Here is an 18145-nt window from a genome sequence, read left to right on the forward strand (position 1 = left end):
CTCTATACGAAACGGTGAATACCACGGAATTCGAGGAATGTTTCAGATGACGGGTTCCCGTTTCGACCGCATGGGGCGCCGCACCTTCCTGACCACGAGCGTTGCGGCAGTCGGTGCGCTGGGCGTCGCGCCTGCACTGGCCCAGACCGAGAATTCGACCGAGGTCGAGCGTGACCTGTCCGAAGTGGTGCGCCGGAACATCTCGAGCTTCCGCACGCTGGATTGGCGCCCGTATTTCGACAATCTCAACAACGGCGCAATACTCGTCGACATCACCTCGCGCGCCCTGCATTTCTGGAACAACGACGGGGTCTACAAGCTGTATCCGACTTCGGTGCCGCTGACCGAAGATCTGACCCGTCGCGGGCGCACCAGCGTGACTCGCAAGGTCGAGGGGCCGGAATGGCGCCCGACCCCGTCGATGAAAGAGCGCAATCCCGAGTGGCCGGACTTCATTCCGGCCGGTCCCGGAAACCCGCTCGGCACCCACGCGCTGTACCTCGGATGGCAGTACTACCGAATCCACGGCACGCACGACACACGCAAGATCGGGCGGCGTTCTTCGAACGGCTGTATCGGGCTCTACAATGAGAATATTGCTGAGCTTTTCAGCCTTGCGACGGTGGGTTCTCAGGTGTTGCTTATCTGACACCACAGGTCGGTTTCGCCGGAAACTAGTTGCAATTTTTCGGTGATACTGTTTTCTGCAAGCACGAGGTACAGAACTACCCTTGTTCCGGCGCGCGAGTGTCGGAAGGACAATTGGAGATTGAAATGAAAAAAGTCATGCTTGTTGCAGCCGTTGCTGCTCTCGCCGCCACCGCCGCTCAGGCCGGCACCCTCATCGACCCGATCGTTGAGCCGGAAATCATCGTGGAACAGTCGTCGTCGTCGTCGAACGCCGGCATCATCGTTCCGCTCATCTTCCTCGCCCTCGTCGGCGTGGGTGTGTTCTGTGCAGTGGTTGCTACCCCCTGCTAATGAACGCGCCGGGCAACCTGCCCGGAACGGAATTGGAAACCCCGTCGCTTGCGGCGGGGTTTTCGCTTTTAAGGGGCATCTGATCTGATGACCCCACAAGAAAAAGGCCCGGTCGAACACGACCGGGCCCTTTTTCGACTGCGCTGAAGCGCGGATCAGATCGATTCGTCGATCCAGCTTTGCAGGGCCGCCTTCGGGGCCGCGCCGACCTTGTTCGAGATCGGCTGACCGCCCTTGAACATGAACAGCGCCGGAATGCCGCGCACGCCAAGCTGGGCCGGCGAATTCGGGTTCTCGTCCACGTTCACCTTGGCGATCTTGACCTTGTCGCCGTACTCGGTCGACAGTTCTTCCAGAGCCGGGCCGATCATCTTGCAGGGGCCGCACCATTCGGCCCAGAAGTCCACGACGACCGGGACATCGGATTTCAGTACTTCTTCTTCGAACGTGGCGTCGGTGACAGCGACGGTAGCCATAAGCTTGCTCCTTGCGTGATGCGTTGGGAGGAAACTAGGTATCGGTCCCTGCTGCGTCAAGCAAACGAAATGTGCGTATTGCCACACCGGGTGGCACAGGCATCAGGGTTGCACTGCGCGTCCAGAGCACCGCACTTTCGATGCGCCGATCCGGATAGATCGCCGAAAGCGCACTTTCATATGCCCCGAGCTGGGCCAGAATCCCCTCCGGAATCGCCTCGGCGGCGTCCGGTTCGGTGAGGTTCGATTTGAAGTCGATGGCGAGCACGCGGTCCGGCTCAATCACGAGCAGGTCGATGATTCCGTGTAGACGCTTCTCGCCCGACGACCCGGCGGGTCCGGTGATCTCGACCTCGGAAAGAACGCCGCGCTCGAACAGCGGCGCGAGCGCGGGGGAGTCCAGAACCGCGGTCGCTTCGGCCAGCAACTCTGCGAGCTCGGCGTCCGACGCGGCATCCTCGCCAAATGCCAGAAGCGCCCGCGCGGTCGCGGGCCAGTCCTCGCGCGGATAGGTCGGAAGAAACTCGAGGAGGCGGTGGATCTGCCGCCCGCGCCGCTTGGCAGCGTCGCCGTCCAATCCCTCGACAGCACCGGGCACCACCTTGGCACCCTTGAGGTCCGAGGGGGAAATGGGTTTCGGCGCGGGTTCTCGCTTGGGTGCGGCCACGAGCGACCAGTCCGGCGGGTCAGGCTCCCGATCCGCGTCGGCTGTCACGTTCCGTTTCTCGCCCGCGGGCCAATCGCCGACCTGAAACCGCAACCCACCTGTCCCGGACGGAAAGCCGCGCGGGACCGCATCCAGTTTCGTCAGACCATCGCGCACCAGCCCATGCCAGGAGTCCGAGGCTTCCTTGCCGACGTCGCCTGCGCCCGCGACGATCAACCAGCTTTCGGCGCGCGTCATCGCGACATAGAGCAGGCGCATCCGCTCCTCCGCCCCCTTCGTCCGGGCTTGCTCTTTCTTGAGCGCAAGGACCGAGGGCATATCCGGGGCCGCTGGCCGCCAGACGACGTTGTTTTCCAGCACCACAAGGTCGCTGAGATCGCGAACCGGGCGCTTGGTGGTATCGGGCAGAATGACGATCGGGGATTCGAGGCCCTTGGCACCATGCACGGTCATCACGCGAATTTCGCGCGCATCGGAATCCATCTGTCGCTTGATTTCGACGTCTTCGGTGTCGAGCCACGTCAGGAAGCCGGTCAGGCTCGGCACCTCGACACGCTCATAAGCCAGCGCCTGCGCCAGCATCGCGTCGATCCCATCCTCGGCCTCGGCCCCCAAGCGCCCAAGCAGAAGACGGCGTCCGTCATGCCGCGTCAGAACGCGGTCGATCAGATCATAGGGCCGCAGGAAGTCGGCCTGATCCCGAAGGTCGCTCAACGCCTCGACAACGCGCCTGTGCCCGCTGTCCCACAACGCCCGCCAAAGATACCCCTCGCGCCCATAGGCCAGCCTGTAAAGCTGATCCTCGGACAATCCGAACAGGGGCGAGCGCAGGACGGAAGCGAGCGTCAGGTTATCTTCCGGTGTCGCAAGGAACGAAAGCAGAGCGGTCAGATCCTTCACCGCCATTTCGCCGCCGATCCGCAGCCGGTCGGCGCCTGCAATGGGCAAGCCGCGCGACTTGCACGCGCGTATCAGGTGGTGAAACAGGTCGGACCGTCGCTGGACAAGGATCAGGATGTCACCGGGCACAACAGGCCGGAAACCCGTTTCGCCCTTTTCGGTCGCAGGCACATGCTCTTCTTCGATCAGGCGGCCGATCTCGCCTGCGATGTTGTCAGCCAGTTGAACGGTGTGATCGGTGGGTGCGGCGACGTCCAGCGGATCGTCCCACGGTCGCGGCTCATCCTCTTTGACCGGCTCGATTGCGGGCCACAGGTCGACGCGGCCGGGCCGGTCGCCGTGAAACGCCCGGTGGTGCGGGTTACTGCCGCCCAGACCATCCACACCGTCAAGCGTGACGTCCACGGCCGTCAGGATCGCAGGCGATGAGCGGAACGAGTATTCCAGCGGCATTTGCTGGAGCGGGCGCTCGATCTGTCTGAGTTTCTCGTCGAAGGCCTCGCGCATCGATGCGAATTCGTCCGGGTCCGCGCCTTGAAACGAATAGATCGACTGCTTCGGGTCGCCCACGACGAAGATCGACCATTCGCGGTCGGCATGGGCGCCTTCGCCCGACATGAACTCCCGCGCGAGGCTGTCGATCACCCGCCACTGTGACGGGCTCGTGTCCTGCGCTTCGTCCACGAGGATGTGGTCGATCCCGCCATCCAGCCGAAACAGCACCCACTGCGCGACGTCGGAGGCGTTCAGCAGGGCCGACGCCCGCAGGATCAGGTCGTCGAAATCCAGCCAGCCGTTTCTGGCCTTGCGCTCCTCATACATCCGAACGAATGGATGCGCGAATTCGTGGAGCACTACGGTCCGGTCGACGACGGCGAGAGCTTTCACCCGGTCGACCTCGGTCTCGACCACCTCGGCAAGGGCAAACAAGGTTTCCGCGCTGTCGCCGAGATCCGCAATCGCCGGCTTGGTCAACAGGTTCTTGCGCACGGTGCCCGACTGAGTGAGCAAAGCCGATGCAAGGACATCGAAACCGCTCTGGGACGGCGAAACAGTATCTATTCCGGCCAATTTCTGCGCCAACGTGACCATTGTCGAACTGTGCTGGGACAGGATCGGCGGGGCGGACTGGATGGCGGATTTGAATCCGGGCGTGAACACCCGGGAAAGCACATCGTCCAGTTTGAAATCCCGTGGCAGCCCAAGCTCCGCCAAGACGTCATGGCGTTCGACGGGCGCGACGAAGTGCTGACGCATGCCGATGATCTCGCCCGTCAGGCCAATGATCTCGGCGCCGGTGTAGTAGCGGGCCAGACCCTCGACCCGCGTCCGCAGGTCGCCCGAGGCCATTTCTTCGACGATCTCTTCCTGCAAGAGCTGTGCCGTCCGGTCGTCCATTTCCTTGAAATCCGGCGAAACCCCGGCCTCCATCGGAAAGCGGCGCAGGATCGTGGCGCAAAAGGCGTGGATGGTCTGGATTTTCAAGCCACCGGGCGTTTCGATCGCACGCGCGAACAGGCGTCGCGCCTTTCTCAGGTCCGGTGCGCCCATCACGCCAAGCGCATCGAGTTCGGCCCGCAAATCGGCGTCGCCAAGCATCGCCCATGCGCCGAGACGTTGGAACAGCCGGTTCTGCATCTCGCTCGCCGCGGCCTTGGTATAGGTAAGGCAAAGGATGTGGCCCGGCTCGACGCCATTGAGCAAAAGGCGCGCAACGCGATCCGTCAGCACGCGCGTCTTTCCGGACCCGGCATTGGCCGAAAGCCAGGTGTTCCCGCCGGGGTCGGCCGCTTCGACCTGACGTTGTGTCGCTTCGTCCCGGCTCATCCCCCGACCTCTTCGCCTTTGGGTTCCGCCGTGTGATCCCATTCGCCATAGCGCGCGAGGTGGTCGAAATCGCCGCCGAACCGATTGGCGCTCAGCACGACACGGCGCGACGTGTATCCCCGTTCGCGGTTCGCGAAATCGGCAAGAACAGACTCTAATTCAGCCTGAGTTCGGGCAAGAAGCGTCTCATCCACGTCGATCGGAACGTATTTCGATTTGGCACCCAGACCGATATAGGCGACGCGCGCGGTCTTCATCCGGCCAAGGTCACCGAAGCCGCCCTTGCGGGCGACCAGTGCCTCGAGCAGCAGTTGCTTGTCATAGGCCTTCTGCTGCTTTTCGCTGGGCGGTTGGCCCGTCTTGTAATCGTAGATCGCGACTTGCCCGAAGTTCAGAACATCGATGCGGTCCGCCGTTCCGTAAACCGTGAACGGAGGCGTCCCGAACGTCGCCTCCCCCCTGATCTCGGTCAGCGCATTGGTCGCATCCCGTTGTCGTTCGTCCTCGTCGTCCAGAAAGTCGTCGGCGATGCGCTCCAGCTTGGCGAGCCACAGCAGCCGCGTGGCGGGCCAAGGCGCCTGAGCTTCGAACACCTCGCGTGCGACCGACAACAGGCGTGCGCGGGCGTGGTCCCGCGTCTCATCCTTCGGTCGTTCCCTGATGAAACGCTCGAAGGCCGCATGAACGGCCGTGCCCCGAAGCGGCGCGTCCGGGGATTGGTGCAGGGGGTCGATCCCGCGCAGGCCAAGGATCTTGTCGGCATAAATCGCATAAGGATCGCGGATCAGAGTGCCGATCTGGGTGAACGAAAGGCGCTTGGGTCGGTGTTCGACGGGTGGGCGCGGCGATGGACGCGGCGCGGGATCGGTTTTGTGATCACGACCGGGCCGATCGAGTTCGTGCGCGAGGGACAGCCAAGCGTCACCTCTGGATCGCATGGCCTTCAACGCACCGGCCCCGGCGTCGGACATGCCGTTCATCAGGTTCATCAAGCGATTGATCCATCGCGACGGAACCGTTTCGGCCTCGTCGTCCCGCAGGGACCGCGTGAGCACGACTTCGGGCGCGCCCAAGCCTTGCTGGAAATCGTGGGCGGACAACCCAATGCGCCTTTCAGGCAGCAATAGACCCGCCTTCTGCCGCATATCACGGTTCATCCACGGATCAGGGGCGGGTCGTTCCGGCCAGGTTCCCTCGTTCAAACCTGCGAGAATGACGAGGTCCGCGCCGCCCACCCGCGCCTCGAGCGTTCCCCAGATCTTGATGCCGGGATAAGGCGTATCCGGGTTTCGGACCGATCCACGGTTCAGCACGGCGGAAAACAGGTCACGGAAGTCGGAGGGCGTCATTTCACCGCCAAACGGCGCCTCGCGCAGGAGTTCGTCGACGAGACGTCGCGCTTCCCGTCCCGCTTCCTTGTCCCAAAGCTCGCCGCACTTCCCGTCATCCGGTCCAGCCGACAGCCGTTCGGCGAGTGTGACGACCTGTTCGACGTGAGCGGTCAGGGATTGGGTGCCGGTTTCAGAAAGGTCAGCGACAAGGGGCGCAAGCCATTCGACCCATTCGACCCGGTCCGGCTTCTCCCCGGCCCAAACCGCGAGCGACGCCTTGTCGGGAAACGGCATGTCCCGGCGCAGGGCTTGAAGCTCAAGATCGCGGGACAACCTGAGATGGTCGTTCCGCTCGCCGCCCGTGTGCGTGAGCGGATGCTTGAGCAGCGTGAGAAGATCGACACCGGTGATCCGGCGACCCCGCATTTCGGCGACATGGCGAAGCAGACGGCCGGGGGCGGTCAGCGGCAGCGGGCGCCCCGCGCTGTCATCAGGGGTGATGCGCCAGCGGTCGAGCGCGGCCGTCACTTGCCGCGTCAGAACGCGATCCGGCGTGATGAGCGCGGCTTCGCGTCCGCGTTGGGCCGCGTCGCGCAGGATCATCGCAATCGCCGATGCCTCCTCTCGCGGGCTCGGAGCTTCGATCAGGCTCAGTTCGCGCGTAGCGGCGTCGATATCCGCGAAGCTCGGACCTTCATCCTGCCATTGGTCGGTGACGGGCGCGGGGCGAAGCGCAAGCGAAACGAACGCGTTTCGGCGCGGGTTGGGGGCATCCTGCGCGTGCCAGTCACCCATATCCCCCGGCGACAGGCCCAACGACGACAAAAGCCGGCGAAACCGGAACTGCGGATGATCCTCGGCCGTCAGCGCGTCGTCCATTTTCGCCCAGACGTGTGCCGGCATATGCGCGTCGAATCCCGGCAGGATCACGGCACCTTGCGGCAGGCGGGCCACCGCCTCCATCAACATCGCGGTCGCGCCGCGCGACCCCGTGGACCCGGCGACGAGGATCGGGTCGGCAGGGGGCCGTTCGATCCAGTTCGCCGTCACCCGTTCGACGACCTTCCGCTGACGGGCTTCGAGGTCGGGCGGCTCGGCGCCCCCGGTCCCGAAGAACCGGGCAATGAGCCGGATGAAGGCAAGACTGCGCGCCCAGTAAGCCGAATGCTGCGAGACATCGAGGTCTTCGAGCGCATCGGGCGGGACACCCTCGCCGTGCATTTCGTCCATCAGGTTCGCAAGACTGTCGGCCAGCGGAAAGATCGCGTGCCGAGGGGCAAGATCGGGCTGGCTGTCGAGGAGTTCTGAGATCAAGCTCGCCAGTTCCAGCCGTCGTCTGAGCGGAGATACGGCGGGTGGAAGGTCCGCCATCGCCACGTCCTGCCCAAGGTCGGTGACCAGACGGATGCGGGGGAGGAGCGCGGGCGGGCCTTGGTCGAACAGTTCGATCAAACGCCGCTTCATCCGCATCGTGTTCACGAACAGGGTCACGCGCGCCATGGCTTCTGGTGGCTGACCGTTCAGCCGCGCACGCAGCCCTTCGATCACGGCTTTCGGAAAGTCGACGCCCGGCGCTTGGGCAAAAACACGGGGGCGTTCGCTGGGTTCAAACATCTCGGTCATAGTCCAGCAGAGCCTCGGCTTCTGCAATCCCCTGCGGATGACCCACATCGCACCATTCGCCCTGATGGACTATGCCGGACAGTCGTCCCGCGCCAATCATTCGGTCCCAGATCAGGTTCAGGGAAAAGACGGTCTCCGCAACGTCGTGCAGGCTTTCGGTCTTGATGATCTGCGCGCCCGAATAGACGTAGCCGGGCCCGCGGTTGAGCCGCCCGTCCGACAAGGTGAAATCGCCCGCGCCCGGATGGCCGCGCGCATCGTGGGGATCGAGCAGGAGGAGAAGGGCATCCATCCGGTCCGGGTCCCAAGCGGATCGAAGCTCACCCAACGGGTTGGCACCCGTCCAGACCGCGTCGGAATTCAGGGTGAAGACCGGGCCGGGGCCCAGCAAGGGCAGGGCTTTCCGCAAGCCGCCGCCTGTGTCGAGCAACGTATCCCGTTCATGGGACAGCAAGATTCCGGTGCCGTTCAGATGTTCGATCAAAGGCTCCGGCTTGTAGTGCAGGTTGGCGACGATCCTGCCGATACCGGCATCCTCGGCAATGGCGCGGGCGTGGTCGATGAGCGGTTTGCCCGCAACCTCGACCATCGGCTTGGGGCGATCGGCGGTGAGCGGGCCCATCCGCGTGCCGAAGCCGGCCGCGAAGATCATCAGAGCGTCGGGATGGTGCCGCATTTGGCCTTCAGTGTCGCTAGGATTTCCGGGGTCGGTTCGGGCAAGAGCTGCCCGATGGACCGAGCGAGTTCGGACAGTCCGGGGTGTGACAGGTCGGTCTGCAAGTTCCGCCAGACACGCGGGATGAGATCGACGTAATGCGCCTTGCCGAAGTGTAGCGACAGCCGGGCGAAGACCCCGAGAATGCGCAGATTGCGCTGGGCCGAAACGGTCGCACAGGCGCGGGCGAAACCCTCCGCATCGTACCCGGTTGCGTCCACGTATCGCGCCATCATCGCCGCGAATGTTGCGGGCGAAACCTCCCGTCGCGCGTCGCGCGCCAGCGACATGAGGTCATAGGCGGGGTGCCCGATACCGGCGTCCTGAAAATCCAGAAGGCCGACACGCGCCGACCCTTGTCGCGCGGGTAACCAGAGGAGGTTTTCGGCGTGGTAATCCCGCAGCACGAGGACCGGGGACCAAGGCGGTAGGGCGCCGAAGGCGGTCAGCATCGCCGCGCGCAACGTCTGGGTCGCGGCGGTATCCCGGTTCCCGGTGGCGCCGAACGCATACCAGTCCGTCGCGAGGCAGGCGAAGTCCGACATGGTTTCCGGGCCATAATCCGGCGCGCTTGGCAGGGGGGCCGCGTGCAGGTCGATCAGGGCGTCGGTCGCCGCGAGATACAACGGCAATTCCTGCGACGGATCGGCTACGAGCAATCGCGCGTAAAGGCCGTCGCCTAGATCTTCGAGAAGAAGAAACCCAAGTTCTTCGTCTTGCGCCAGTATCTCGGGCGGCGACAGACCGATCGCTTTCAGGTGCCCGCCAATGCGGATGAACGGCCTGACATCTTCGCCCTTGTCCGGCGGGGCATCCATCAGGACGGCCGGAGTGCCGTTCAGGTCGAGCCTTTCATACCGGCGGTTGGACGCATCGCCAGCCAGATTGCGGCGTGTCGCGGTGCCCCAACCGATCCCGTCGAGGAAGGCCGCGATCTTTGCGGCGCGGTCAGTCATGCACGGCCTCCAGAACGGGTTCGAGGTGTTCGGGAAGGCCGGACAGGTCGACGATCCGTGTTTCCGGATCATCGGGCACCGAGAAGTCCATTTCGATGGCTTTGGCCGGGGCCAGGTCGCCCAAGCGGTCGGGCCATTCGATCAGGCACACGGCGGTATCGAAGGCGTCGAACAATCCAAGCTCCTCGACCTCGTCTGGATGGGTCAGGCGGTACAGGTCCGCGTGCCAGATTTCGAATCCGTCGACCTCGTATGTCTGGACCAGTGTGAACGTGGGCGAGGGGACGTCTTCGACAGGTCTGTCGGCATATGCGAGCCGCGCTTGAATGAGCGAGCGGGTGAAATGGGTCTTTCCCGCACCGATCTGACCTGACAGCAAAAACACGTCGCCGGGACGCACCAGCCTTGCGAAAGCGGCTGCGAGTTCCGCCGTTTTTTCGGGGGATGTCAGCCTGATCCGATGGGCGGGCGCGTCATTCATGCACCTGTTGTAACCGGCGCGGTTTGGGGGGCAAGTCGTTTAATTCCCGACCCCGACAACCGAGCGGCTCGGCATCGGGAACCGGGCGAACCCATCGCTCTCGTCCCGGCTTTCACCCGCTGCGACATGAGCGAATTCGATCAACGTGAAGCCGCGTGGCAGGGGCACGACGCGACAGATCAGGCTTCGACCATCCTTGAGCGAAATTCCGGTCTCGACAGGCTCCCGCGGACCGGCATGACCGACGGCCCCCTTGATCTGGTCCCAGACCGCGCTGGGCAAGGCGGCGTCCCGCCACAGTTCGACGGCCTCATAAATCGGCATGGTCGAAGGATCGGAGCCGTCTTCGGTGACCCATAACCCGGCATAGTGGCTGTTGGACAGCGTCAGCACCCCGGAGGTGGAGAAAACGGCGATGGCAGAGGGCAGGGCGTCCAATGTGGCCTGCGCGGTTTCGATCTCGGCCCGGTATCGACGGGCAAGGCCGATCTCGGCGGAAATGTCCTCGAACAGGAAGGCGACGGCCCCATCCGGATGCGGCCTTCCGGTCACGCGGTAGGTCTGCCCGCCCGGCAGGGTCCAGCTTTCCTCATACGTGCCGTTTCGGGCGGCATCGACGAGGTCCGAGATGCGTTGACGCCAGGATTTGTAGTCCTTCGGTTCAGGCATCATCTGCATTTCCCGCAGCCGATCCAGAAATGCGGCGAGGGACGGCTTCGACACGAGAAAATCGACCGGCAGCGTGGTGAGATCCAGAAGGGCGGGATTGAACATCGCCAGTTCGCGCGAGCGGCTGAAGATCGCCAGACCGATGGGCAAGGACGCGAAGGTCTTGGACAGTGTGGTCACGAATTCGGTGCGGGAGACTTCGGCCTTGACCAGATCGTCCGCCGGGATCGCCGTGCAAATCTGGCCGTCCCCGTTCAGCCGCGTCTCCACCTCGAACCAATGCCGCGTCTCTTCGCCCGTCGGGGTGAGCGCCATCCGTTCCCGCCGTGATTCCGCATCGCTGCTGTCCTCCGCAGTCGGCCCTGCAAACAGCCGTGTGGGAGGCCACTTGTAGGATTGGCCGCCTTCTTCCATCGAATCCGCGAGGTCGAGGTAGGCACGGTTGCACCATGTGATGACCCCGGACGCATCCTCTTGCCAAATCGGGAATGGGGTGCGGTCCGTGGCGGAGCGGAGCGTGTCCAGTTCACGATTCAGGGCAGCGACCGCGTATTTGTCAGGCCCGATTTCGGTATCGTCCACGCCTGTCGAGGTCAGCGAGATCCGGGCGAGACCATCGTGCCATTCCGCACGTAGCAAGCTCGTGCCGTCATTCGACACACGCTCCATCGCGCCCAGATCGGCGAGTTCGAAAATCCAGGCCTCAAGCCCCGGGAAGCGGGGCTCGAGCAGGATCGAAAGCCGCGCCCAATCGGTGCCCCGATGGGGGGCCGACGTCAGCAGATCGCGCGCGGATGTGGTGGCATCCAGCAGGCTTTCGTTCTCGAACACGAAGGTGATCGCACCCCGTTCGCCCACGGAAACCTGCCGGATGCCGCCAGAGGGGCGCCTGTCGAAAAGCCCGATGAACAAGAGCACCGCAAAGGCCACCAGAAAGGCAACGAAAACGAGTGCGATCGCAAGCAGTGTGGTCATGAATCAAGGTCCAGCCGTGAATTGTCACTGCATCCTAAAGTTGTGATGGTTAACGAATGTTTAAACGGGACGTTACCCGGCGATGACCACGTTCTCGCCGAGCATCGGAAGCCGCTCGGCGGCCTCGATGCTGTCGGTGCCACGCGGCCAGACAACCTCGACGATTGCGCCCGACCGTTCATTCGGTCGCGCGACACCAGTGTAGGGGTCTTGTCCGTTCGCAAAGGTCAGTTCGGCACCCGTGCGTTCCAGCAAGGTCTTGGCGATGAAAAGCCCCAGACCCATGCCTTCGTATTCCGGTCTCTGCGCGTCCGGGGCGGTGCGCCGGCGCCGGATGAACGGATCACCGATCCGACCCAGAAGGTGCGGCGGGTATCCTGCGCCATCGTCGACGATCCGGATCATGATCGCCGTGTCCGTGGTATCCGCCTCGACCCAGACGGTCGTCGCGGCGAAGTCGACCGCGTTCTGGACGAGGTTGCGCAGACCGTGGACCAGCTCGGGACGGCGTTGGATCATCGCCTGATTGTGCTCGTCCGCCTCGATCACAATGTCCTTTCCGCGGTCGCGGTGGGGTTCGGCGGCTTCCTCGACCACCGCGACGAGGGGTGCCTGACGCAAGTGGAGGTCGTCCTTGCCGGACCGTCCCATCGAGCGGAGGATGTCGCGGCAACGGTCGGCCTGATCCCGGATCAGTTCCGCATCGTCGCGCAGGTCCGAGCCTTCGGGCAGGTCCGACACCATTTCCGACGACACCAGTTTGATGGTTGCGAGCGGCGTTCCCAGTTCATGTGCGGCTGCCGCCACGACACCGCCGAGGTCGGTCAGCTTCTGCTCGCGCGCCAATGCCATTTGTGTGGCGAGCAGGGCCTGACTCATGGCTTGGGTTTCCGAGGATACGCGACGGGTATAGGCGGCGATAAAGCCGATCGCGGTGACGATGGCGACCCAGGCGCCGAACACGAACACCTCGGGCAGTTCGAGGACCGAACCATCCGCCGTGTAGAGCGGGATGTGCAGATCGACCGCGAAGGACGTGAACGCAATCGCGGCAGCCCCGACCAGCAATGTCGCGCGCAGCGACAGGGCGGTTGCGGAGACGGTCACCGGGGCGGCGATCAGGACGGCGAAGGGGTTGTTCAGCCCCCCGGTCAACACGATCAGCAGCCCCAGTTGAAGCGTATCGAAGAGCAGCATTCCGACGGCTTCCCGTTCGTTCAGCCGCTTGTTTTCGGGGTAGACGAAGTGGAACACGATGTTCGCGATGATCGAAAGCCCGACGACTGCCGCGCAATACCCAAGCTCGATCTGGATGCCGAACACACGATCCGCGACACCGATCGCACCGATCTGGCCCCCGACGGCGACCCATCGGAGGATGTTCAGGGTCCGCAGTTTGATCCAGCTTCGGCCGGGGTTGGCTTCGAACAGGTCTGCGCTGCTGTCTGGCATGGTGTCCCGCAAAAGTGAGGGGTTGCGTCAAAGTCTACCCTTGTTAGTCGGGGGCGACTAGCCGATCAATGCGCCCGAAGTGCGCAGGAGGTTCCCATGACCCGTATCATCGCCGTCGTCGCGGCCGTCGCAATCGTCGCCCTGATCGGAGCGACTTGGTATGTCAGCCGGTCCGAGACCGACGCATTCGCCGATTGCCGTGCCTCGGTCGTGGGGAGCGGGACGAGCACGATTGGCGGGCCTTTCGAACTGGTGGATGAAGACGGTCAGACGGTCACCGATCAGGATGTCTTCACCAAGCCGACCCTGCTTTACTTCGGCTACACCTTCTGCCCCGATGTCTGCCCGCTCGACAACGCGCGGAACGCCGAGGCGCTCGATCTGGTGCAGGAACGGGGATATGACGCGCAGATGGCGTTCATCTCCATCGACCCGGATCGCGACACGCCGGAGCAGCTAAAGGATTTCACCTCCTTCCTGCACGACGACATGATAGGCCTGACCGGATCGCCGGAACAGGTCAAGGCGGCGAGCCAGGCCTACAAGACCTATTACAAGAAGCAGGACGAAGGCGACGATGAGTATTACCTCGTCGATCATTCGACCTTCACCTATCTGGTTCTGCCGGAAACCGGCTTCGTCGAGTTCTTCAAGCGGGACGACAGCCCCGAGAAGATCGCCGAAAGCATGTCTTGTTTCATCGACGCGTCCTCCTGATCCGTAGAAGAAACTGAACCGAAGTTTGACATGCATCAATTTGACGCGTGCAAAGGTGATGCATAAAGCTTTGTGAATGCGAACAGGCGGAGGACGGGAAATGTCCGAGAACGTGGCTTATGACTTGGGTGAAGATCGGTCGATCCTGCTGGTCGACGATGATGAACCGTTCCTAAAACGACTCGCGCGCGCGATGGAAAAACGCGGGTTCGAGGTCGAGACGGCCGACAGTGTCGCGGGCGGCAAGGCCATCGCGACCGGGCGGCCCCCGGCCTATGCGGTCGTCGATTTGCGTCTTGGCGACGGCAACGGGCTCGACGTCGTGGAGACGTTGCGCGAACGGCGGCCGGAGTCGCGGATCGTCGTGCTGACGGGCTACGGTGCCATCGCGACGGCGGTAGCCGCGGTCAAGATCGGGGCGACCGACTACTTGTCGAAGCCCGCCGATGCCGATGACGTGGTCAAGGCTCTGCTCGCCAACGGTGAAGATTTGCCGCCGCCGCCGGAAAACCCGATGAGCGCGGATCGCGTCCGGTGGGAACACATTCAGCGCGTTTACGAACTTTGCGACCGCAACGTGTCGGAGACGGCGCGCCGCCTGAACATGCATCGCCGGACCCTGCAACGTATCCTCGCGAAACGCTCGCCGAAATGAAGGCCGCGCTGGCGGTCGCCTGTGTCTTGTTGGCGGGCTGTGCCGGAACAGCTTCGAATGTTGCGCCCGCCCGGCAGGGTGTGAGTTTCACGCCGGATGCTCAGGGGCTTCTGGTTTCCGGCACTGGGCAGCGGATGGATTTCGGTCGCAGCCCAAGGGGGATGATCCCGGTTCTCGAACGGGAACTCGGCGCGGGGCGTGCGCTCCCGCTTGCCGGCTGTGCGCCGGGCATCGCCCGCCAACTGGATTGGGATGGTCTGATCCTGACCTTTTCCTCCGAACGGTTCGTCGGTTGGAAAACGGCGGGCGAAAGCGCCGGTCAGACCTGTGCCTGAGCCATTTTCCGCAGCCATGCCCTGAAGGCGCGCGCGCCGGGGCTTAGAACGCCGGGCCGCGTGACGATGTAGTAACCCAAGCCTTCGGGGTCGCCTTCGTAAAGGGTCGTAAGCTGGCCTGAGTCCAGATCGGGCGCGACGAGCGCCTTTGACTGGATCGAAAGGCCCAGTCCGGCGCGGGCCGCCGACAGGACCATACCGTTGTTCGCCATGTCCTGCGCCCCAACCTTATCGAAATCCACGCCGATGGCCTTGCCCCAGACGCGCTGCTCGTTCGCGGCGGCTGAAAAGAACCAGTCGTGCGCGCTAAGTCCGCCCAATTCATCCAAGGTGCGGGCCTTGGTATAGGTCGGGGCCGCGACGACGACGAACTGACTGACCGCGAGCGGTTCGACATCGTTGCCGGGCCAGTCGCCGTTTCCGAACCGTATGGCGAGGTCGATGCCATCGCGGCGCAGGTTCGCCAGCGCCATCGACGGCACGAGCCGCACCTCGACCTCGGGATGTTGCGACCAGAACTGGCCCATTCTCGGCATCAGCCAGGCTTCCGCGAAGGATGGGGTGAGCGTCACCGTGATCGGGCGGATGGCGTTGCGGTCCATGATGTCCGTCACGCCCTCGGCGATCCGCCCGAACCCCTCGCCCAGCGCATCCGCCAGATCGCGCCCCGTCTCCGTCAGTTTCATCGTCTGACCGTCGCGGGTGGCAAGGCTTTCGCCAAAATGCGTCTCGAGCGCGCGAAGGTGCTGCGCGATGGCCGCATGGGTCACGTTCAGGTCACGCGCGGCGGCGGACAGGGAGTTGTGGCGCGCCAAGGCCTCGAAGGCGCGGAGCGCGGCGAGAGATGGGATTCGGGACCAGTCCATCCCTTTACTGTAAGTGAAACTTACAACTTTGAAAGTTTAGAAACTCGCTTGAACCCCTCGAATCCCGCATGGTCCTTTCATGCAACGCGGAAAGGAGAAACGCCATGTTGGGTATCATGAACCACGTCATTCGCACTGCAACCGGGGCGGAGGCCCGTCGCGAGACCGGATTCGAACGCGAACACCGTATCCGCAACGCGGATCGCATCAAGCGGGAGGAAGCGCGCGACGAACTGCGCCGGCGCATCTACAGCAAGATTTCCCTGTAAGCCAGACTCACGCCAATCTTCGGGAGCCGCCGGAACGTCGATCAGACATTCCGGCGGTTTTCCTTTGTCTCGTGGATTTGTCATGAAACCGTTACATCGGGCCGATAGCCCGCGACCGATCACCGGAGGTTCACATGACACGCATCGCCATCAACGGCCTTGGCCGCATCGGAAAGCTCGTACTTCGTGAGTTGATCGACAACGGGGTGGCGGCCGAGATCGCCCTGTTGAACGATCCGGTCGGCACACCGGAGATTCACGCCCATCTGTTCGAGTTCGATACGGTCCACGGGCGCTGGGATGCCGACATCTCGCACAGCGACGCATCGGTCACCATCAACGGGACCGAGATTCCCCTGACAGCAAGCTGGACGATCGAAGACCTGCCGCTCGACGGCATCGACCTGGTCATCGACTGCACGGGCGCGTTCAAGACCAACGCGAAACTGGCGCCCTATTACGCGGCGGGCGTGAAAAAGGTGGTCGTCTCGGCCCCGGTAAAAGAAGAGAATGCGCTGAATGTCGTCTACGGCGTGAACAGCGACCTTTATACGGATCAGGACCTCGTCACTGCCGCGTCCTGCACGACCAATTGCCTCGCCCCGGTGGTCAAGGTCATTCACGAGGCATTCGGGATCAAGCACGGCTCGATCACGACGATCCATGACGTGACGAACACGCAGACCATCGTGGATCGCCCGGCCAAGGATCTGCGCCGCGCACGGTCGGCCCTGAACTCGCTCATCCCCACGACGACGGGTTCGGCCAAGGCGATCACCCAGATTTTTCCCGAGCTGACCGGCCGTTTGAACGGGCACGCGGTGCGGGTGCCCTTGCTGAACGCGTCCCTCACCGATTGCGTTTTCGAGGTGGAGCGCGACACGACGGTCGAAGAGGTGAACGGGGCCCTCGAAGCGGCGGCGAATGGCCCCCTCAAAGGCATTCTCGGATACGAGACGCGCCCGCTCGTCTCGACCGATTACACGAACGATCCGCGTTCCTCGATCATCGACGCGCCCTCCACGATGGTCGTGAACGGGACTCAGGTGAAAATCTACGCTTGGTATGATAATGAATGGGGCTATGCCTGCCGCCTTGCCGACGTGGCTCGGATGGTTCTGGCATCCATTTGATCCATGACTTTCGGGGGCTGTCATGAACCCACGTTTTCTGTTCGTCCTGTTTTCGCTCTGCCCGGCTGCCGCATTCGCCGACGTGGAATTCTGCAATTCGACCGATGCCGTCGTTTCGGTGGCCATCGGATACAAGGGTGACGCCGATTGGGTGTCGGAAGGCTGGTGGAACGTCGATCCCGGCGATTGCCGGACCGTTCTGCCGGGGAATACGCCCAAGAGCCATTACTACTACCGGGTCGAATCCGGCGCCTACGCGTTCGAGCATGATACCTATATGTTCTGCACATCCGACGACGTGTTCACGATTGTCGGGGACACGAATTGCGAAAGCCGCGGTTACGACCGCGAAGGCTTCAATGAAATCGCGATGGAGGGGCGGCCCGGCTTCACCATCGACATAACCGGCGACGGTGGGCGCGAAGGGCAACCTTCGGCCCAGACCGAGCGCGACGATGATGTGCCGTCCCTTTTCGACAACCTGCTCGACACCTCCCCCTCGGCTGACGCCGATCCGCCGGGCACCCATGGCGAATACGGAACCTATGCCGGGTTGTTCAGTCATTGCGGTGACTACGGCTCGGATCGGGTCTGTTTCTTCTCGACCCAAGGCTGGGTTGTCGGCGTGGCCGAGGCCGGACCGACCCCACAGGCCCTTATCGACGATCTGGTGACCCGTCCGGTCAATACGGCCATGCAATTCTCGGGCGATGTGATGGAAAGCGGGAATGGGCGCGCCCTTTTGGCACTGTCGGATTACATGGTCATCGCGGACGATGAGTTCGCTTCGGATCGCGACGCGATGCAGGGCCGCTGGGTCGGGGCGACCAATCGGGACTATGAGATCGAGATCTACGGCAGTTTCTTCACCGAAAGCTTCACGGGCGAACCCGAAATGTCGAGCTTCATGCATTTCCGGAATGGCTGCCCGGGCGCGCAGGGCGACGGGGTCGGTGTTCGGCTCATGCCGTCGGACGAGAACGACCCCGAGACCTGTTTCTTCCTGTCCTACATCGACGACACTCAGATGGAGCTGCTGTTCGTCGACGACTTCAGCGAGCCGGTGGTGATGAATCGCGCGCCGTGACGGGTGCTGCATGGGGAACGAAGGGGACAT

17 protein-coding genes are annotated in these 18145 nt (G+C 63.3%); 8 read left to right on the forward strand and 9 right to left on the reverse strand.

The window, feature by feature from the left end; translation table 11 throughout:
• Positions 1–37: 37 nt before the first annotated feature.
• Positions 38–649 carry a L,D-transpeptidase gene (locus HOY44_RS10740; protein WP_008332533.1) on the forward strand — a complete coding sequence of 204 codons (612 nt, stop codon included), beginning with the start codon at positions 38–40 and terminating at the stop codon, positions 647–649.
• A 125-nt stretch (positions 650–774) separates the two neighbouring features.
• The gene (locus HOY44_RS10745; RefSeq protein ID WP_050771961.1) at positions 775–981 is read left to right on the forward strand and encodes a hypothetical protein; all 207 of its coding nucleotides are present in this window, start codon (positions 775–777) and stop codon (positions 979–981) included.
• 155 nt (positions 982–1136) lie between these two features.
• On the opposite strand, the gene trxA is transcribed toward HOY44_RS10745, so the two are convergent.
• The 8 genes from trxA to regB all read right to left on the reverse strand — a co-directional run bounded on the left by trxA (position 1137) and on the right by regB (position 13053).
• On the reverse strand, positions 1137–1457 hold the full coding sequence (gene trxA / locus HOY44_RS10750) for a thioredoxin (RefSeq protein ID WP_008332536.1): 321 nt from the start codon (positions 1455–1457) through the stop codon (positions 1137–1139).
• 34 nt (positions 1458–1491) lie between these two features.
• Complete coding sequence (gene addA / locus HOY44_RS10755; RefSeq protein WP_287434666.1) at positions 1492–4851, reverse strand: double-strand break repair helicase AddA; 3360 nt, start codon at positions 4849–4851, stop codon at positions 1492–1494.
• Entirely contained in the window at positions 4848–7805 is a 2958-nt protein-coding gene (gene addB / locus HOY44_RS10760; RefSeq protein ID WP_287434667.1) for a double-strand break repair protein AddB, read from the reverse strand. The genes addA and addB overlap by 4 nt, the downstream gene beginning before the upstream one ends.
• Positions 7789–8481, reverse strand: coding sequence for a nucleotidyltransferase family protein (locus HOY44_RS10765; RefSeq protein WP_287434668.1), 693 nt, complete (start codon positions 8479–8481; stop codon positions 7789–7791). The genes addB and HOY44_RS10765 overlap by 17 nt, the downstream gene beginning before the upstream one ends.
• Positions 8457–9476 (reverse strand): aminoglycoside phosphotransferase family protein, encoded by a 1020-nt coding sequence (locus HOY44_RS10770; RefSeq protein ID WP_287434669.1) that lies wholly within the window; start codon positions 9474–9476, stop codon positions 8457–8459. Before HOY44_RS10770 ends, HOY44_RS10765 begins: the two co-directional genes overlap by 25 nt.
• The gene (tsaE, locus tag HOY44_RS10775; RefSeq protein ID WP_287434670.1) at positions 9469–9957 is read right to left on the reverse strand and encodes a tRNA (adenosine(37)-N6)-threonylcarbamoyltransferase complex ATPase subunit type 1 TsaE; all 489 of its coding nucleotides are present in this window, start codon (positions 9955–9957) and stop codon (positions 9469–9471) included. Before tsaE ends, HOY44_RS10770 begins: the two co-directional genes overlap by 8 nt.
• Positions 9958–9996: 39 nt before the next feature.
• Positions 9997–11601, reverse strand: coding sequence for a PAS-domain containing protein (locus tag HOY44_RS10780; protein ID WP_287434671.1), 1605 nt, complete (start codon positions 11599–11601; stop codon positions 9997–9999).
• Positions 11602–11673: 72 nt separating this feature from the next.
• Positions 11674–13053: a sensor histidine kinase RegB gene (gene regB, locus HOY44_RS10785; protein ID WP_287434672.1), complete on the reverse strand. Its 1380-nt coding sequence runs from the start codon at positions 13051–13053 to the stop codon at positions 11674–11676.
• Between the two features lie 96 nt (positions 13054–13149).
• Here regB and HOY44_RS10790 point away from each other — a divergent pair, with 96 nt between their 5' ends.
• From HOY44_RS10790 to HOY44_RS10800, 3 genes are all read left to right on the forward strand, one after another.
• Positions 13150–13770 (forward strand): SCO family protein, encoded by a 621-nt coding sequence (locus HOY44_RS10790; protein ID WP_008332544.1) that lies wholly within the window; start codon positions 13150–13152, stop codon positions 13768–13770.
• Between the two features lie 100 nt (positions 13771–13870).
• On the forward strand, positions 13871–14425 hold the full coding sequence (locus tag HOY44_RS10795; RefSeq protein ID WP_008332545.1) for an ActR/PrrA/RegA family redox response regulator transcription factor: 555 nt from the start codon (positions 13871–13873) through the stop codon (positions 14423–14425).
• Positions 14426–14505: 80 nt separating this feature from the next.
• Positions 14506–14760, forward strand: a complete 255-nt coding sequence (locus HOY44_RS10800; protein WP_287434673.1) for a hypothetical protein — start codon at positions 14506–14508, stop codon at positions 14758–14760.
• Here HOY44_RS10800 and HOY44_RS10805 read toward each other — a convergent pair.
• Complete coding sequence (locus tag HOY44_RS10805) at positions 14745–15626, reverse strand: LysR substrate-binding domain-containing protein (RefSeq protein WP_008332547.1); 882 nt, start codon at positions 15624–15626, stop codon at positions 14745–14747. The genes HOY44_RS10800 and HOY44_RS10805 overlap by 16 nt on opposite strands.
• Positions 15627–15730: 104 nt before the next feature.
• Between HOY44_RS10805 and HOY44_RS10810 the strand changes: the two genes are divergently transcribed.
• From HOY44_RS10810 to HOY44_RS10820, 3 genes are all read left to right on the forward strand, one after another.
• Positions 15731–15895, forward strand: coding sequence for a hypothetical protein (locus HOY44_RS10810; RefSeq protein ID WP_008332548.1), 165 nt, complete (start codon positions 15731–15733; stop codon positions 15893–15895).
• 134 nt (positions 15896–16029) lie between these two features.
• Entirely contained in the window at positions 16030–17028 is a 999-nt protein-coding gene (locus tag HOY44_RS10815; RefSeq protein WP_287434674.1) for an ArsJ-associated glyceraldehyde-3-phosphate dehydrogenase, read from the forward strand.
• A 22-nt stretch (positions 17029–17050) separates the two neighbouring features.
• Positions 17051–18115 carry a DUF1036 domain-containing protein gene (locus tag HOY44_RS10820; RefSeq protein ID WP_287434675.1) on the forward strand — a complete coding sequence of 355 codons (1065 nt, stop codon included), beginning with the start codon at positions 17051–17053 and terminating at the stop codon, positions 18113–18115.
• The last annotated feature ends 30 nt before the right edge of the window (positions 18116–18145 follow it).

Source organism: Maritimibacter sp. (assembly GCF_016774595.1).
GTDB classification, from domain to species: domain Bacteria; phylum Pseudomonadota; class Alphaproteobacteria; order Rhodobacterales; family Rhodobacteraceae; genus Maritimibacter; species Maritimibacter alkaliphilus.

What these genes read in the sequence shown, in the direction of transcription:
- HOY44_RS10810 (WP_008332548.1), top strand. Translation starts at nt 15,731, where the DNA reads ATGTTGGGTATCATGAACCACGTCATTCGCACTGCAACCGGGGCGGAG.
- HOY44_RS10765 (WP_287434668.1), bottom strand. Translation starts at nt 8,481, where the DNA reads ATGCGGCACCATCCCGACGCTCTGATGATCTTCGCGGCCGGCTTCGGC.
- HOY44_RS10770 (WP_287434669.1), bottom strand. Translation starts at nt 9,476, where the DNA reads ATGACTGACCGCGCCGCAAAGATCGCGGCCTTCCTCGACGGGATCGGT.
- HOY44_RS10740 (WP_008332533.1), top strand. Translation starts at nt 38, where the DNA reads ATGTTTCAGATGACGGGTTCCCGTTTCGACCGCATGGGGCGCCGCACC.
- addA (WP_287434666.1), bottom strand. Translation starts at nt 4,851, where the DNA reads ATGAGCCGGGACGAAGCGACACAACGTCAGGTCGAAGCGGCCGACCCC.
- HOY44_RS10745 (WP_050771961.1), top strand. Translation starts at nt 775, where the DNA reads ATGAAAAAAGTCATGCTTGTTGCAGCCGTTGCTGCTCTCGCCGCCACC.
- trxA (WP_008332536.1), bottom strand. Translation starts at nt 1,457, where the DNA reads ATGGCTACCGTCGCTGTCACCGACGCCACGTTCGAAGAAGAAGTACTG.
- regB (WP_287434672.1), bottom strand. Translation starts at nt 13,053, where the DNA reads ATGCCAGACAGCAGCGCAGACCTGTTCGAAGCCAACCCCGGCCGAAGC.
- HOY44_RS10815 (WP_287434674.1), top strand. Translation starts at nt 16,030, where the DNA reads ATGACACGCATCGCCATCAACGGCCTTGGCCGCATCGGAAAGCTCGTA.
- HOY44_RS10820 (WP_287434675.1), top strand. Translation starts at nt 17,051, where the DNA reads ATGAACCCACGTTTTCTGTTCGTCCTGTTTTCGCTCTGCCCGGCTGCC.
- addB (WP_287434667.1), bottom strand. Translation starts at nt 7,805, where the DNA reads ATGACCGAGATGTTTGAACCCAGCGAACGCCCCCGTGTTTTTGCCCAA.
- HOY44_RS10805 (WP_008332547.1), bottom strand. Translation starts at nt 15,626, where the DNA reads ATGGACTGGTCCCGAATCCCATCTCTCGCCGCGCTCCGCGCCTTCGAG.
- HOY44_RS10795 (WP_008332545.1), top strand. Translation starts at nt 13,871, where the DNA reads ATGTCCGAGAACGTGGCTTATGACTTGGGTGAAGATCGGTCGATCCTG.
- tsaE (WP_287434670.1), bottom strand. Translation starts at nt 9,957, where the DNA reads ATGAATGACGCGCCCGCCCATCGGATCAGGCTGACATCCCCCGAAAAA.
- HOY44_RS10780 (WP_287434671.1), bottom strand. Translation starts at nt 11,601, where the DNA reads ATGACCACACTGCTTGCGATCGCACTCGTTTTCGTTGCCTTTCTGGTG.
- HOY44_RS10790 (WP_008332544.1), top strand. Translation starts at nt 13,150, where the DNA reads ATGACCCGTATCATCGCCGTCGTCGCGGCCGTCGCAATCGTCGCCCTG.